The organism is Pseudomonas sp. S60, from assembly GCF_016647865.1.
Taxonomy (GTDB): Bacteria; Pseudomonadota; Gammaproteobacteria; order Pseudomonadales; family Pseudomonadaceae; genus Aquipseudomonas; species Aquipseudomonas parafulva.
In genome coordinates this window covers 15237-29069 of record NZ_JACVVH010000041.1, presented here as the reverse complement: position 1 = coordinate 29069, position 13833 = coordinate 15237, and the positions used below count along the sequence as shown (strand labels likewise).

At 61.6% G+C, this 13833-nt stretch carries 14 protein-coding genes; 11 read left to right on the top strand and 3 right to left on the bottom strand.

Features of this window, described 5'->3' with window-relative positions; all coding sequences use genetic code 11:
* Positions 1-61: 61 nt before the first annotated feature.
* Complete coding sequence (locus tag IAE33_RS19030) at positions 62-784, top strand: RHS repeat-associated core domain-containing protein (RefSeq protein ID WP_328804890.1); 723 nt, start codon at positions 62-64, stop codon at positions 782-784.
* 61 nt (positions 785-845) lie between these two features.
* Here IAE33_RS19030 and uraH read toward each other — a convergent pair whose 3' ends face one another.
* Positions 846-1199, bottom strand: a complete 354-nt coding sequence (gene uraH, locus IAE33_RS19025; protein ID WP_060483528.1) for a hydroxyisourate hydrolase — start codon at positions 1197-1199, stop codon at positions 846-848.
* A gap of 376 nt (positions 1200-1575) precedes the next feature.
* Between uraH and puuE the strand changes: the two genes are divergently transcribed.
* The 7 genes from puuE (at position 1576) to IAE33_RS18990 (ending at position 8525) form a co-directional block, all read left to right on the top strand.
* Positions 1576-2502, top strand: coding sequence for an allantoinase PuuE (gene puuE / locus IAE33_RS19020; RefSeq protein ID WP_201164646.1), 927 nt, complete (start codon positions 1576-1578; stop codon positions 2500-2502).
* A complete protein-coding gene (gene uraD, locus IAE33_RS19015; RefSeq protein WP_028632142.1) occupies positions 2502-3017 on the top strand; it encodes a 2-oxo-4-hydroxy-4-carboxy-5-ureidoimidazoline decarboxylase in 516 nt (171 codons plus the stop codon). The genes puuE and uraD overlap by 1 nt, the downstream gene beginning before the upstream one ends.
* Before the next feature lie 46 nt (positions 3018-3063).
* The gene (locus tag IAE33_RS19010; RefSeq protein ID WP_028632141.1) at positions 3064-3567 is read left to right on the top strand and encodes an ureidoglycolate lyase; all 504 of its coding nucleotides are present in this window, start codon (positions 3064-3066) and stop codon (positions 3565-3567) included.
* Positions 3568-3627: 60 nt separating this feature from the next.
* A complete protein-coding gene (locus IAE33_RS19005) occupies positions 3628-4941 on the top strand; it encodes a urate hydroxylase PuuD (protein WP_028632140.1) in 1314 nt (437 codons plus the stop codon).
* A gap of 235 nt (positions 4942-5176) precedes the next feature.
* Positions 5177-6532 (top strand): nucleobase:cation symporter-2 family protein, encoded by a 1356-nt coding sequence (locus IAE33_RS19000; protein ID WP_028632139.1) that lies wholly within the window; start codon positions 5177-5179, stop codon positions 6530-6532.
* Positions 6533-6604: 72 nt separating this feature from the next.
* The gene (locus IAE33_RS18995) at positions 6605-7390 is read left to right on the top strand and encodes an outer membrane protein OmpK (RefSeq protein ID WP_201164645.1); all 786 of its coding nucleotides are present in this window, start codon (positions 6605-6607) and stop codon (positions 7388-7390) included.
* A gap of 352 nt (positions 7391-7742) precedes the next feature.
* Complete coding sequence (locus tag IAE33_RS18990) at positions 7743-8525, top strand: outer membrane protein OmpK (RefSeq protein WP_060483534.1); 783 nt, start codon at positions 7743-7745, stop codon at positions 8523-8525.
* Between the two features lie 40 nt (positions 8526-8565).
* Here the strand turns inward: IAE33_RS18990 and IAE33_RS18985 are convergent, their stop codons facing one another.
* Positions 8566-9480, bottom strand: a complete 915-nt coding sequence (locus tag IAE33_RS18985; protein WP_201164644.1) for a DUF808 domain-containing protein — start codon at positions 9478-9480, stop codon at positions 8566-8568.
* Between the two features lie 133 nt (positions 9481-9613).
* Here IAE33_RS18985 and IAE33_RS18980 point away from each other — a divergent pair, with 133 nt between their 5' ends.
* Positions 9614-10225 carry a TetR/AcrR family transcriptional regulator gene (locus IAE33_RS18980; RefSeq protein WP_028632135.1) on the top strand — a complete coding sequence of 204 codons (612 nt, stop codon included), beginning with the start codon at positions 9614-9616 and terminating at the stop codon, positions 10223-10225.
* 166 nt (positions 10226-10391) lie between these two features.
* Here IAE33_RS18980 and IAE33_RS18975 read toward each other — a convergent pair whose 3' ends face one another.
* Positions 10392-10832: a GlcG/HbpS family heme-binding protein gene (locus IAE33_RS18975; RefSeq protein ID WP_201164643.1), complete on the bottom strand. Its 441-nt coding sequence runs from the start codon at positions 10830-10832 to the stop codon at positions 10392-10394.
* Between the two features lie 256 nt (positions 10833-11088).
* On the opposite strand from IAE33_RS18975, the gene gcl reads away from it, so the two are divergent.
* Together gcl and hyi are read left to right on the top strand one after the other, a co-directional pair.
* Positions 11089-12864 carry a glyoxylate carboligase gene (gcl, locus tag IAE33_RS18970; protein WP_201164642.1) on the top strand — a complete coding sequence of 592 codons (1776 nt, stop codon included), beginning with the start codon at positions 11089-11091 and terminating at the stop codon, positions 12862-12864.
* A gap of 54 nt (positions 12865-12918) precedes the next feature.
* Positions 12919-13701 (top strand): hydroxypyruvate isomerase, encoded by a 783-nt coding sequence (gene hyi / locus IAE33_RS18965; RefSeq protein ID WP_201164641.1) that lies wholly within the window; start codon positions 12919-12921, stop codon positions 13699-13701.
* The last annotated feature ends 132 nt before the right edge of the window (positions 13702-13833 follow it).

Below are 13833 nucleotides of genomic sequence, written 5' to 3'. Positions count from 1 at the left end.
AGATGCAAGGCTGAAGAAGGCTTGGTACAACGGAACCCAGCTTATCCCGGAGGTCGAGCCAGTGTGCAATAAAGCTGCAATAGCCTATACCTGTTACGGTCAAGGAGGTCTGAACACCGCTCTCTTGGGCTTCAACGGTGAATTGCGGCAACCCTTGCCAGGCTTTTATGCGCTGGGCAGTGGTCACCGGATGTATCAGCCGTCGCTCATGAGGTTTCTCACGCCTGATGAGTTGAGCCCCTTTGGAAAGGGCGGTGTTAATACGTATGCCTATTGTTTGAATGACCCTATCAATCTTATCGATGTTACAGGTCGGGCGGCTGGCCGATTCCAAGCTCTACGGCAAAAGGCCTTCGACAGTTGGGAGGTCACCAAAAAATCGCTATTTCAACACCCAACAGTCAGGGAACCAGCCTTTGTGGATGGACGAGCGTTGATTGACGAGCGCACGCGTGAGTTGTCGACTACACCCTTCATAGAGAAACTGTCGAAGGTTAATAGAAATCTTGCCAGCCACGGTGATAAGTCACTCAGCCGCGAGCATGCTCAGGCCTATCTCAAGATCGCGGAGCGTAATAGCAAGGGGGAAATTTCCAACACATCAGCGCATGTGCTGGCGAGCCAAGAGTGGCTGAAAGAGGAGGGTCCAGCACGTCTGGTAGGTTTCACCTTCAATTCGGCCGGCGCGCTCGGCGCAGGGGTGGAAGATCATGCACTGCTCAAGACCGGCAGGTATCTACACCCCCGCCGACGCGATATCCGGCAAGGCAGTCGTCAGGGATAGATAAAAAAGCCCGCCAGTGTGAGGGCGGGCAAGGACCTACGAAGATGCGTCTAGCGACCCACTAGCTCCCCCGATAAGTCGAATAACTGTACGGCGAGATCAGCAACGGCACATGGTAGTGCTCCTGCTGTTCATCAATGCCAAAACGCAGCACCACCACATCCAGAAACGCCTGGGCCGGCAATGGCGTGCCGCGGGCGCGGTAATAGTCACCGGCGCTGAACTGCAGCTGGTACACACCCGTGCGGTAGTTGTCGCCTTGCAGCAGCGGCGCATCGACGCGGCCATCACTGTTGGTCAGCGCTGTATTTACCAGCTCCAGCTGCTGGCCTTCAACGCGGTAGAGCTCCACCTTGATGGAGCTGCCCGGGCAGCCGTGGGCGGCATCGAGTACGTGCGTGGTCAAACGTCCCATCTGCTTGTGGCCTCTTGTTCATCAATGGGCAAAATGTACACAACCGCTGCACCGCAACAGCGCACGCAGTGTGCCTGACGAGTGCCATTAAGACAGTTGAAGCCAGAATTGTACACAATTTTCTACCTCATCCAGGAACCGATTGTCTCAGCTCAAGAAGCAGCTCGGTTGCAGCCGGCTCGCAGGGGCGTGCATTATTAACTGACCATTCAGGCAGGTTTCTTGCAAGTGTTCAGAACGCGACAAATGGGCAGAAATGCGGAAAAACAGGCTTACAAAAGATTTCATAAGTTGTATACAATCAGCCCATCCGGTGGTGCGACACAGCGACGCGGCCCGCCCACCCCCGCACAAACGCACAAGAAGGAAGACTGCAGTGAGCGCTGACTATCCTCGCGACCTGATCGGTTATGGCAACACCCCTCCTCACCCCCACTGGCCAGGCAATGCCCGTATTGCACTGTCGTTCGTGCTGAACTACGAGGAAGGCGGCGAGCGCAACATCCTGCACGGTGACAAGGAGTCCGAAGCCTTCCTGTCGGAAATGGTCGCTGCCCAGCCGCTGCAGGGTGTGCGTAACCAGAGCATGGAGTCGCTTTACGAGTATGGCAGCCGCGCCGGGGTATGGCGCCTGCTCAAGTTGTTCAAGGACAGCGGCGTGCCGCTGACCATCTTCGCCGTGGCCATGGCAGCCCAGCGCCACCCTGACGTGATCCGCGCCATGGCCGACGCCGGCCACGAGATCTGCAGCCACGGTTACCGCTGGATCGACTACCAGTACATGGACGAGGCCCAGGAACGCGAGCACATGCTCGAAGCCATCCGCATCCTCACCGAAATCACCGGCGAGCGCCCCCTGGGCTGGTACACCGGCCGTACCGGCCCCAATACCCGCCGCCTGGTAATGGAAGAAGGCGGCTTTTTGTACGACAGCGACACCTACGACGATGACCTGCCCTACTGGGAGCCCCGCAACCCGACCGGCAAACCGCACCTGGTGATCCCGTACACCCTGGACACCAACGACATGCGCTTCACCCAGGTGCAGGGGTTCAACTGCGGCGAACAGTTCTACCAGTACCTGAAAGATGCCTTCGACGTGCTGTACGCCGAGGGCGCCGAAGCGCCCAAGATGCTCTCCATCGGCCTGCACTGCCGCCTGGTAGGTCGCCCGGCAAGGCTGGCGGCGCTCAAGCGCTTCGTCGACTACGCCAAGCGCCATGAGCAGGTTTGGTTTGCCCGGCGCGTAGACATCGCACGCCACTGGCACGCCACCCACCCGTACCGCAAAGAGAACGCCTGATGACCGCTTTCAACACCCTGCAACCCTCCACCCTGGGCCGCGAAGCATTCGTCGAGGCATTTGCCGACATCTACGAACATTCGCCTTGGGTCGCTGAAAAGGCGTACGACCTGGGCCAGCCCCATGAGCTGGACCAGGTCGAAGCGCTGCACCAGCGCATGAGCACTATCCTGCTCGATGCACCGCACGCTGACCAACTGGCCTTGATCAACGCCCACCCGGATCTGGCCGGCAAGGCAGCCGTGCAAGGCGAGCTGACGGCATCGAGCACCAACGAACAGGCCGGTGCAGGCATCCACCAGTGCACTGCGGCAGAGTTCGCCCGCTTCACCGAGCTGAACGATGCCTACAAAGCCAAGTTCCAGTTCCCGTTCATCATGGCGGTGCGTGGCAGCAACCGGCACCAGATACTGGCCGCATTCGAGCAGCGTATTCACAACGACCCCGAAGCCGAGTTCCGCGAAGCGCTGACGCAAATCAACCAGATTGCCCTGTTCCGCCTGCAGCAGCTGTAACCCCCGACGATTCTTTAGAACAACGCACAACAGAAGAGATAACCGCATGCGCACCCTGATGATCGAGCCCCTGACCAAAGAAGCCTTCGCCCCCTTCGGTGACGTGATCGAAACCGATGGCAGCGACCACTTCATGATCAACAACGGCTCGACCATGCGCTTTCACAAGCTCGCCACGGTCGAAACCGCCGAGCCTGAAGACAACGCCATCATCAGCATCTTCCGCGCCGAAGCGCTGGACATGCCGCTGACCGTGCGCATGCTGGAACGCCATCCGCTGGGCAGCCAGGCTTTCATCCCGCTGCTCGGCAACCCCTTTCTGATCGTGGTCGCGCCCATTGGCGATGCACCTGTATCAGGTCTGGTCCGTGCCTTCCGCAGTAATGGCAGGCAGGGCGTCAATTACCATCGCGGCGTCTGGCACCACCCGGTGCTGACGATCGAAAAGCGGGATGACTTCCTGGTGGTTGATCGCAGTGGTGCAGGTAACAACTGCGATGAGCATTACTTCAGCGAGGAGCAGATGCTGATCCTCAATCCCCACCAATAAGAAAAGGTCGGTCATGCCCCGTCATCGTCCCGGGGCTGTGGTCGGCAAGAGGTACATACTGTGGAAGCACACCTTCACGAGTGGCTGAACCTGAGCATTCGCTGGGTTCACATGATCACCGGCGTGGCCTGGATCGGTGCATCGTTCTACTTCGTCTGGCTGGAAAACAACCTCAACCGCAGCAACCCACGCGATGGGTTGTCGGGTGATTTGTGGGCCATACACGGGGGGGGTATCTACCACCTCGAAAAATACAAGCTGGCACCGCCGAAAATGCCCGAGAACCTGCACTGGTTCAAATGGGAAGCCTACTTCACCTGGATGTCCGGCATTGCCCTGCTGTGCGTGGTGTTCTACTGGAACCCAACGCTGTACCTGCTGGCCCCGGGCAGTACCCTGAGCGGCGCCGAGGGCGTGGCCATCGGTATCGGTTCGCTGGTGGCCGGCTGGTTCGTCTACGACTTCCTCTGCGACTCGCCGCTGGGTAAAAAGCCCATGCTGCTGGGTGCGGTGCTGTTCGTGCTGATCATCGCGGCCTGCTGGGGCTTCAGCCTGGTGTTCAGCGGCCGTGGCGCCTACCTGCACACAGGCGCCATCATCGGCACCATCATGGTCGGCAACGTGTTCCGCATCATCATGCCGGCCCAGCGCCAGCTGGTGGCGGCGATCGAGAACAACACCACGCCCGACCCGTTGCTGCCGGCCAAGGGGCTGCTGCGTTCGCGCCATAACAACTACTTCACCTTGCCGGTGCTGTTCATCATGATCAGCAACCACTTCCCCAGCACCTATGGCAGCCAGTACAACTGGCTGATCCTGGCCGGGATCGCCGTGGCCGCGGTGCTCATCCGCCACTATTTCAACACGCGCCACGACAGCAACAAGTATGCCTGGACCCTGCCCGCCGGCGCCCTGGCGATGATCTGCCTGGCCTACGTCACCGGCCCCCGGCCAATGGCCGTGAGCCCTGAGCAAGCTGCCGCGAAGGTGGAGTACCAGCCACTCCCAGCCACGGCAGTGGGCGGCAAGACTGCCGCCGAGCTGCGCGCCGAGCAGGCGGCCAAACCGGCTGAAGCCGCCGCCCCCGCGCAAGCGACTGCCCAGGCAGGTGGCGAGAGTTTCGACAAGATTCACAACGTCATCCAGGAACGCTGCACCGTGTGCCATTCGTCCAAACCGACCAGCCCACTGTTCAGCGCCGCCCCGGCCGGCGTGATGTTCGACACCCCGCAGCAGATCCAGGCCCAGGCTGCGCGCATCCAGGCGCAGGCCGTGGCCAGCCAGATCATGCCGCTGGGCAACATCACCCAGATGACCACCGAAGAGCGCAAGCTGGTGGGTGACTGGATCGCCAAAGGCGCCCCGGTCAACTGACCACACCCCGCCGGCCAACCCACCCCCGAGGGCATTCCCTTGCTGGGGTGGGCTTGCCGAGCACCTGACTGGCGCATAGAGGCCGCTAGCCAAAGGCCTCGACGCGCCTGTGTTACGCAACAAGCAAGCATCGAGCGCCAGGTTTCATGGCGGTAACCCAGCATGTCGTGCTGGAACGTACCGCCTGATACCTGCTGCTTGGATCCGAGAATAAAAACAAAACTCGAGGTGCTGCATGTCCGAGTCACGCAAGGCCTACATTCCAGTAGCGCCACCCCGACAGCCATTGCCGCTGTTCCAACTCATCCTGGTGGGCCTGCAACATGTGCTGCTGATGTACGGGGGTGCCATCGCGGTGCCGCTGATCATTGGCCAGGCCGCAGGGCTGTCCCGCGAAGAGGTTGCCTTCCTGATCAACGCCGACCTGCTGGTGGCCGGTGTTGCAACCATCGTGCAGTCCTTCGGTATCGGCCCTGTGGGCATTCGCATGCCGGTGATGATGGGCGCCAGCTTTGCCGCCGTCGGCAGCATGGTGGCCATGGCCGGCATGCCCGGTGTGGGCCTGCAAGGCATTTTCGGCGCCACCATCGCCGCCGGGTTCTTCGGCATGCTGGTCGCACCGTTCATGTCCAAGGTGGTGCGGTTCTTCCCGCCCCTGGTCACCGGCACCGTGATCACGTCCATTGGCCTGTCGCTGTTCCCTGTGGCCGTGAACTGGGCAGGTGGGGGCCAGCAGGCCACCACCTTCGGCTCGCCGGTCTACCTGCTGGTGGCCGGCCTGGTGCTGGCGGTCATCCTGCTGATCAACCGCTTCATGCGCGGGTTCTGGGTGAATGTCTCGGTGCTGGTGGGCATGGGCCTCGGCTACCTGCTGGCCGGCGCCATCGGCATGGTCGACCTGTCAGGGCTGGGGGCTGCACCCTGGTTGCAGGTGGTAACGCCCCTGCACTTTGGCATGCCCACCTTCAGCCTGGCGCCCATCCTGTCCATGTGCCTGGTGGTAGTGATCATCTTCGTCGAGTCCACGGGCATGTTCCTGGCGTTGGGCAAGGTCACCGACCGGGAAGTCACCCCGGGGATGCTACGGCGCGGCCTGCTGTGCGATGCCGGCGCTTCGTTCATCGCCGGGTTTTTCAACACCTTCACCCATTCCTCGTTCGCCCAGAACATCGGCCTGGTGCAGATGACCGGCGTACGCTGCCGCTACGTCACCGTGGTTGCCGGTGCCCTGTTGGTGCTGCTCAGCCTGCTGCCCAAGGCGGCGTTCCTGATTGCCTCGATACCACCGGCCGTGCTGGGCGGCGCCTCCATCGCCATGTTCGGCATGGTCACCGCCACAGGGATCAAGATTCTTCAGGAAGCCGACATTGGTGACCGGCGCAACCAGTTGCTGGTGGCGGTCAGCGTGGGTTTCGGGCTCATCCCGGTGGTGCGCCCGGAATTCTTCGCCCAGATGCCCCAGTGGATGGAGCCGATCACCCACAGCGGCATTGCCATGGCCACGGTCAGTGCACTGGTGCTGAATGTGCTGTTCAACATTCTGGGCGGGGCTGACCGCGCGGCGCACAACGCGCCCTGCCACCCCCACTGAAGACCGGGGCGGCGCCATGCCGCCCCTGCCCGCCGCACCAACCAACAAGAACAATAAGGCCGGGAGCCCTCCATGAAACACATCACCTCGTCCCTGTTGCTGGGCAGCAGCCTGCTGGCCAACGCGCCCACCCACGCTGGCGAATGGCTGCAATGGCACGGCGAAAGCCTGACCTACCTGTATGGCAAGGATTTCAAGGTAAACCCTGATATCCAGCAAACCGTCACGTTCGAGCATGCCAACAAATGGAAGTACGGCGACACTTTTCTGTTCGTCGACAAGATCTTCTACAACGGCAAAGCCGACCCGGGCAAAGGCGTAACCACTTACTACGGCGAGTTCAGCCCGCGCCTGTCATTGGGCAAGATCCTCGACCGCAAGCTGGCCTTCGGGCCGATCAAGGACGTGCTGCTCGCCATGACCTACGAGCGCGGCGAAGGTGACAACGAGGCGTACCTGATCGGCCCGGGGTTTGACCTGGACGTGCCGGGTTTCAACTATTTCGTGCTCAATTTCTACGTGCGCAACACCGAGGGCAGCCGCCCGGGCGACAACGTCTGGCAAATCACCCCGGCCTGGTCGTACACCGTGCCTGTCGGCAAATCCGACATTCTGATAGACGGCTACATGGACTGGGTCACGGACAACGACCAGAACCGCCGTGGCACCTACCACGCCAACCTGCACTTCAACCCACAGGTGAAATACGACCTGGGCAAGGCCCTGAATTTCGGCGCCCGGCAGTTGTACGTGGGCTTTGAATACAGCTACTGGAAAGACAAATACGGCATCGACAGCCGCGGCAGCCTGAGCACCAACCAGAGCGTGGCCAGCGCCTTGGTCAAGGTGCACTTCTAGGAAGCTGACCAAACGCACAAGTTTGTACCACGTGCGCCAGGAAGGAGCACTTGAGGCCAGGCGCGCAAGCCAGTAACCTGCGCGCCCCCTCGATCGGGGCAGAACGGATTCTGCCTGCGTTAACTGACCGCTCAGTCAATGAATTCGGGCGGTTGGCCGACGTGTTGCCAGCCTGAAAGACCCTTTTCATCCGTTCAGAACGACGTCGAGCAGGACGGTTCGGCCAACCTGGAAAAGTTGGCGCGACCCTTGCCAAACAGCTATGGCCAAACGAAAAAAGCTGACTAAAAAGACAGAAAAAGCGCCATCAACGAGCGCTGACAACTGACCAATCAAGGGAGCGACACACGCGATGCGTATCATCAACAGCCTGATCCTGGCCGGCGGCCTGCTGGCGTGCGGCACCACCTTCGGTGGCGACCTGCTGCAGTGGCAGAGCAACAGCCTCACCTACCTGTGGGGCAAGAACTTCAAGGTCAACCCGCCGACCCAGCAAACCGTCACCTTCGAGCACGCCGATGGCTGGAAGTATGGCGACAACTTCATCTTCGTCGACAAGATCTTCTATCAAGGGCAGAAAGACAGCGGCAATGGCCCGAACACCTACTACGGCGAGATCACCCCGCGCCTGTCGTTCGGCAAGATCTTCGACCAGAAGTTTGAGTTCGGCCCCATCAAGGATGTGCTGTTGGCCATGACCTACGAGTTTGGCGAAGGTGATACCGAGGCGTACCTGATCGGCCCAGGGTTCGACCTGGCGATCCCGGGCTTCGACTACTTCCAGCTGAACTTCTACCAGCGCACCACCGACGGCAGCCGCCCGGGTGACAACGTCTGGCAGATCACGCCTGTGTGGTCGTACACCATCCCTGTAGGCTCGTCGGATGTGCTGATCGATGGTTACATGGACTGGGTGGTGGACAACGACGAAAACCGCCGCGGCACCTACCAGGCCAACCTGCACTTCAACCCGCAGATCAAGTATGACCTGGGCAAGGCCATGAACCTGGGCGAAAAGCAGCTGTACGTGGGTGTGGAGTACGACTACTGGAAGAACAAGTACGGGATCAAGGACAGCGACGGCTTCACCACCGACCAGAACACCATGAGTTTCCTGGTCAAGGTGCTGTTCTAACCTGAGTGCGCGGCCGGCGCAGCAGCACCGGCCAGCCACCTTAGTGGGCGGGGCGCAACGCACGCCACAGCTTGCTCGCTCCACTCACCACCGCCAGCACCACGGCACCGGCGACCACACCGGCCACGCCGTTGAGCAGCGCGCCCGTCAACGCCCCGCCCCGGCCCTCGCTGAACGCCTCGACAGCATGGTGCAAAGGCGCGATGCCGTGTACCAAGATGCCACCACCGACCAGGAACATGGCCGCCGTGCCGACCACCGACAGGGCTTTCATCATGTAGGGCGCGGCCCGCAGGATGCCGTTGCCGATGGCCTGTACCAGGCGCGAAGCCTTGCGGCTCATCCACAGGCCCAGGTCGTCCAGCTTCACGATCCCGCCCACCACCCCGTACACACCGATGGTCATGACCACGGCGATGCCCGACAGCACGATGATCTGCTGGGTCAGTGGCGCATCGGCAACGATGCCCAAGGTGATGGCGATGATCTCAGCAGAGAGAATGAAGTCGGTGCGCACGGCCCCCTTGATCTTGGCCTTCTCGAACGCCACCAGGTCGGTGTTCTGGTCCGCCAGCGCCTCGCTGCGCTTGGCACGCCTGGCCTGTTCTTCGTCCTTGTCGTGGAAGAACGCATGCGCCAGCTTCTCGAAGCCCTCGAAGCACAGGTAGGCCCCCCCCACCATCAGCAACGGTGTGACCGCCCAGGGGATGAACGCGCTGATCAACAGCGCCGCCGGCACCAGGATCGCCTTGTTCATCAGCGAGCCCTTGGCCACTGCCCACACCACGGGCAATTCGCGGTCGGCGCTCACGCCGGTCACCTGTTGCGCATTGAGTGCCAGGTCATCCCCCAGCACGCCAGCGGTTTTCTTTGCCGCGACCTTGGTCATCAGCGATACGTCGTCGAGCAGCGTGGCGATGTCGTCGATCAGTACCAGTAGACTGCTTGCTGCCATAATTATGCTGTTTCCAAGTGTGTGAATGAGCCGGAGTCTAGCCCAAGGCCGCTGCCTTGAGCGCCCGTCAGGCACGGTGCTACCATGCCCGATCCCTCTTAGAGGTGGCCAGACACGAGGAAGATCCCTGACCATGAGCACCATTCGCGAGCGCAACAAGGAACTGATCCTGCGCGCGGCCAGCGAGGAATTCGCCGACAAGGGCTTCGCGGCCACCAAGACCAGCGACATCGCGGCCAAGGCCGGGCTGCCCAAGCCCAACGTGTACTACTACTTCAAGTCCAAGGACAACCTGTACCGGGAAGTGCTCGAGAGCATCATCGCGCCGATCATGCAGGCCTCCACGCCGTTCAACGCCGATGGCGACCCCAAGGAAGTGCTCAGCGCGTACATTCGCTCGAAAATTCGTATTTCCCGTGACCTGCCCCATGCGTCCAAGGTGTTTGCCAGCGAGATCATGCACGGCGCACCGCACCTGTCACCCAGCCAGGTGGAACAGCTGAATGCGCAGGCACGGCATAATATCGAGTGCATCCAGCACTGGATCGACCATGGGCAGATCGCCCATGTGGATGCGCACCATCTGATGTTCAGCATCTGGGCAGCGACCCAGACCTATGCCGACTTCGATTGGCAGATTTCGGCCGTGACGGGCAAGGCCAAGCTGGCCGACAGCGACTACGATGCTGCTGCCGAAACCATCATCCGCATGGTGCTCAAAGGCTGCGAGCCTGAGGTAGCCTGAGTAGTGCGCTGGCCCTTTCGCGGGTAAACCTGCTCCCACAGGGGCATTCAGCCCTGGGGCAGAGGCTGTGGTGGGGCAGAGGCTGGCTTGCACAAAGCCCGAGCGCTGGCGCCATCATTGTGGGAGCGGGTTCACCCGCGAAAGGGCCAGCGCAGGCCACCCCTGGTCACGCCACCACCCCCGCATCCGCCCGCAGCCCTACCGCGTCGATGGCACTGATGGCGCACTGCTCGTCGATGTCCGACGTATCGCCACTGATCCCTACCGCTCCCAACACCCTGCCCTCCTGATCACGTATCAGCACACCCCCCGGCGCCGGCACCACCGGCCGCTCGCCCAGCCCATTGAGCGCCGCAAAAAACGCCGGCCGCTGCTGGGCATCCAGGGCCAGCAAGCGTGAGCCCTTGCCCAGCGCAATGGCGCCCCAGGCCTTGCCCGTGGCCAGCTCAGGCCGCAACAGGCTGGCACCGTCTTCGCGCTGCAATACCAGTACATGCCCACCGGCATCCAGCACTGCAACGGTCAACGGCGCAGCGTTGACGGTTCGGCCTGCCGCCAGCGCAGCCTCTACCAGGCTGACCGCGACTTTCAGGTTCAAAGCGTTCATGCAAAGGTCCTCTTCTTATTGTGAGACGCCCTGGGGGCAGTTGAAAACCGAGGACCAAATAGAACACAACTAAGAATATTTTTGTATACAATATTTTTGATCAATCCTAGGCGTCTCTGCAAAGCCCTTTGTGCACGGGCGCTTCATGCAAAGCGTTCTTACCCGATGAAAACCCATTGACCTGACGACTCAGGCATGAATACACTGAATCGCATAGAAAGTTGTATACAATTACAAAATCGATGAGGCACAAATCATGAGCAAAATGAGAGCAATCGATGCAGCCGTTCTGGTCATGCGCCGTGAAGGTGTAGAGACCGCGTTCGGCATCCCCGGGGCTGCCATCAACCCGCTGTATTCGGCCCTGAAAAAAGTCGGTGGCATCGATCACGTCCTCGCTCGCCACGTCGAAGGTGCCTCGCACATGGCCGAGGGCTACACCCGCGCCAACCCCGGCAACATCGGCGTATGCATCGGTACCTCCGGGCCTGCCGGCACCGACATGGTCACCGGCCTGTACAGCGCCAGCGCAGACTCCATCCCGATTCTGTGCATCACCGGCCAGGCCCCCCGCGCCCGCCTGCACAAGGAAGACTTCCAGGCCGTGGACATCACCAGCATCGTCAAGCCGGTGACCAAGTGGGCGACCACCGTGCTGGAGCCGGGCCAGGTGCCCTATGCGTTCCAGAAGGCGTTCTTCGAAATGCGCAGCGGCCGCCCGGGCCCGGTGCTGATCGATCTGCCGTTCGACGTGCAGATGGCCGAAATCGAATTCGATATCGATGCCTACGAACCCTTGCCAGTGCACAAGCCAGCGGCCACCCGGGTACAGGCGGAAAAAGCCCTGGCCATGCTCAACGACGCTGAACGCCCGCTGCTGGTGGCTGGCGGCGGCATCATCAATGCCGATGCCAGCGACAAACTGGTGGCCTTCGCCGAGCTGACCGGCGTGCCGGTCATCCCCACCCTGATGGGCTGGGGCACCCTGCCCGACGACCACCCGCAAATGGTCGGCATGGTCGGCCTGCAGACCTCGCACCGCTATGGCAACGCTACGCTGCTGAAGTCCGACCTGGTGTTCGGTATCGGCAACCGCTGGGCCAACCGCCATACCGGTTCTGTGGACGTGTACACCGAAGGCCGCACCTTCATCCATGTCGACATCGAGCCGACCCAGATCGGCCGCGTATTCACCCCCGACCTGGGCATCGTTTCGGACGCAGGCCTGGCGCTGGACAAGCTGCTGGAGGTGGCGCGCGAGTGGCAAGCCGCCGGCAAGCTCAAATGCCGCAAGGCCTGGCTTGAAGACTGCCAACAGCGCAAAGCCAGCCTGCAGCGCAAAACCCACTTCGACAACGTGCCGGTGAAGCCGCAGCGCGTTTACCAGGAAATGAACCAGGTATTCGGCAAGGACACCTGCTACGTCAGCACCATCGGCCTGTCGCAGATTGCCGGTGCGCAGTTTCTGCATGTGTACAAGCCGCGGCACTGGATCAATTGCGGCCAGGCCGGCCCGCTGGGCTGGACCATCCCTGCCGCGTTGGGCGTGGTCAAAGCCGACCCTCAGCGCAAGGTGGTGGCGCTGTCAGGTGACTACGACTTCCAGTTCATGATCGAGGAACTGGCCGTGGGCGCGCAGTTCAACCTGCCCTACGTTCACGTGCTGGTGAACAACGCCTACCTGGGGCTGATCCGCCAGGCGCAGCGTGGCTTCGACATGGATTACTGTGTACAACTGGCGTTCGAGAACATCAACGCCAGCGATGCCGCCACCTACGGCGTCGACCACGTCGCGGTGGTCGAAGGCCTGGGCTGCAAGGCACTGCGCGTATTCGAGCCGGGCGACATCGCCCCTGCCCTGCTCAAGGCGCAAAAAATGGCCGAAGAGTTCCGCGTGCCCGTGGTGGTGGAGGTGATTCTCGAACGCGTGACCAATATTTCCATGGGCACCGAGATCAACGCGGTCAACGAATTCGAAGACCTGGCCCTGGTCGGCAATGACGCGCCCACCGCCATCTCGCTGCTGGACTGACTGCCGCACGCCCCCAGGCCGCTGCCGGGGGCCTTCTACGCAAGGAGACACAACATGCCGCGCTTCGCCGCCAACCTGTCCATGCTGTTCACCGAACAGGACTTTCTGGCCCGCTTCAAGGCCGCCGCTGACGCCGGCTTCAGCGGTGTCGAATACCTTTTTCCGTATGATTTCAGCGCTGCCGACATCAAGCAGCAACTGGACGCCAACGGCCTGACCCAGGTGCTGTTCAACCTGCCCGCCGGCGACTGGTCGCAAGGCGAGCGCGGCATTGCCTGCCACCCTGACCGGGTGGAGGAATTCCGGGCCGGTGTCGACAAGGCCATCGCGTACGCCAAGGTGCTGGGCAACACCCAGGTCAACGCCCTGGCCGGCATTCGCCCGCAAGGCACGGACTGTGCCACCGTGCGCAGCACCTTCGTGGGCAACCTGCGCTATGCCGCCGACACGCTCAAGGCCGCCGGTATTCGCCTGGTCATGGAAATGATCAACACCCGCGACATCCCGGGCTTCTACCTCAATACCACCCAGCAAGCGCTGGACATCCAGGCCGAGGTGGGCAGCGACAACCTGTTCCTGCAGTACGACATCTACCACATGCAGATCATGGAAGGTGACCTGGCGCGCACCGTCGAGGCCAACCTGCCCTTGATCAACCATATCCAGTTGGCCGACAACCCCGGCCGCCACGAGCCGGGCACCGGCGAGATCAACTACCGCTTCCTGTTCGAGCACCTGGACCGCATTGGTTACCAAGGCTGGGTGGGCGCGGAGTACAAGCCCAAAACCACAACCGAAGCCGGCCTGGGCTGGCTGAAAACCCATAACGCGATCTGAGGGCTGGGCATCAGCCTGTGTGAACCACCAGATTCTGTGGAAGACACCAGCCACTGTGGGAGCGGGTTCACCCGCGAACACCGGCGCAGCCGGTGCCATCCACCGCGGCGTCTGCTTCGCGGGTAAACCCGC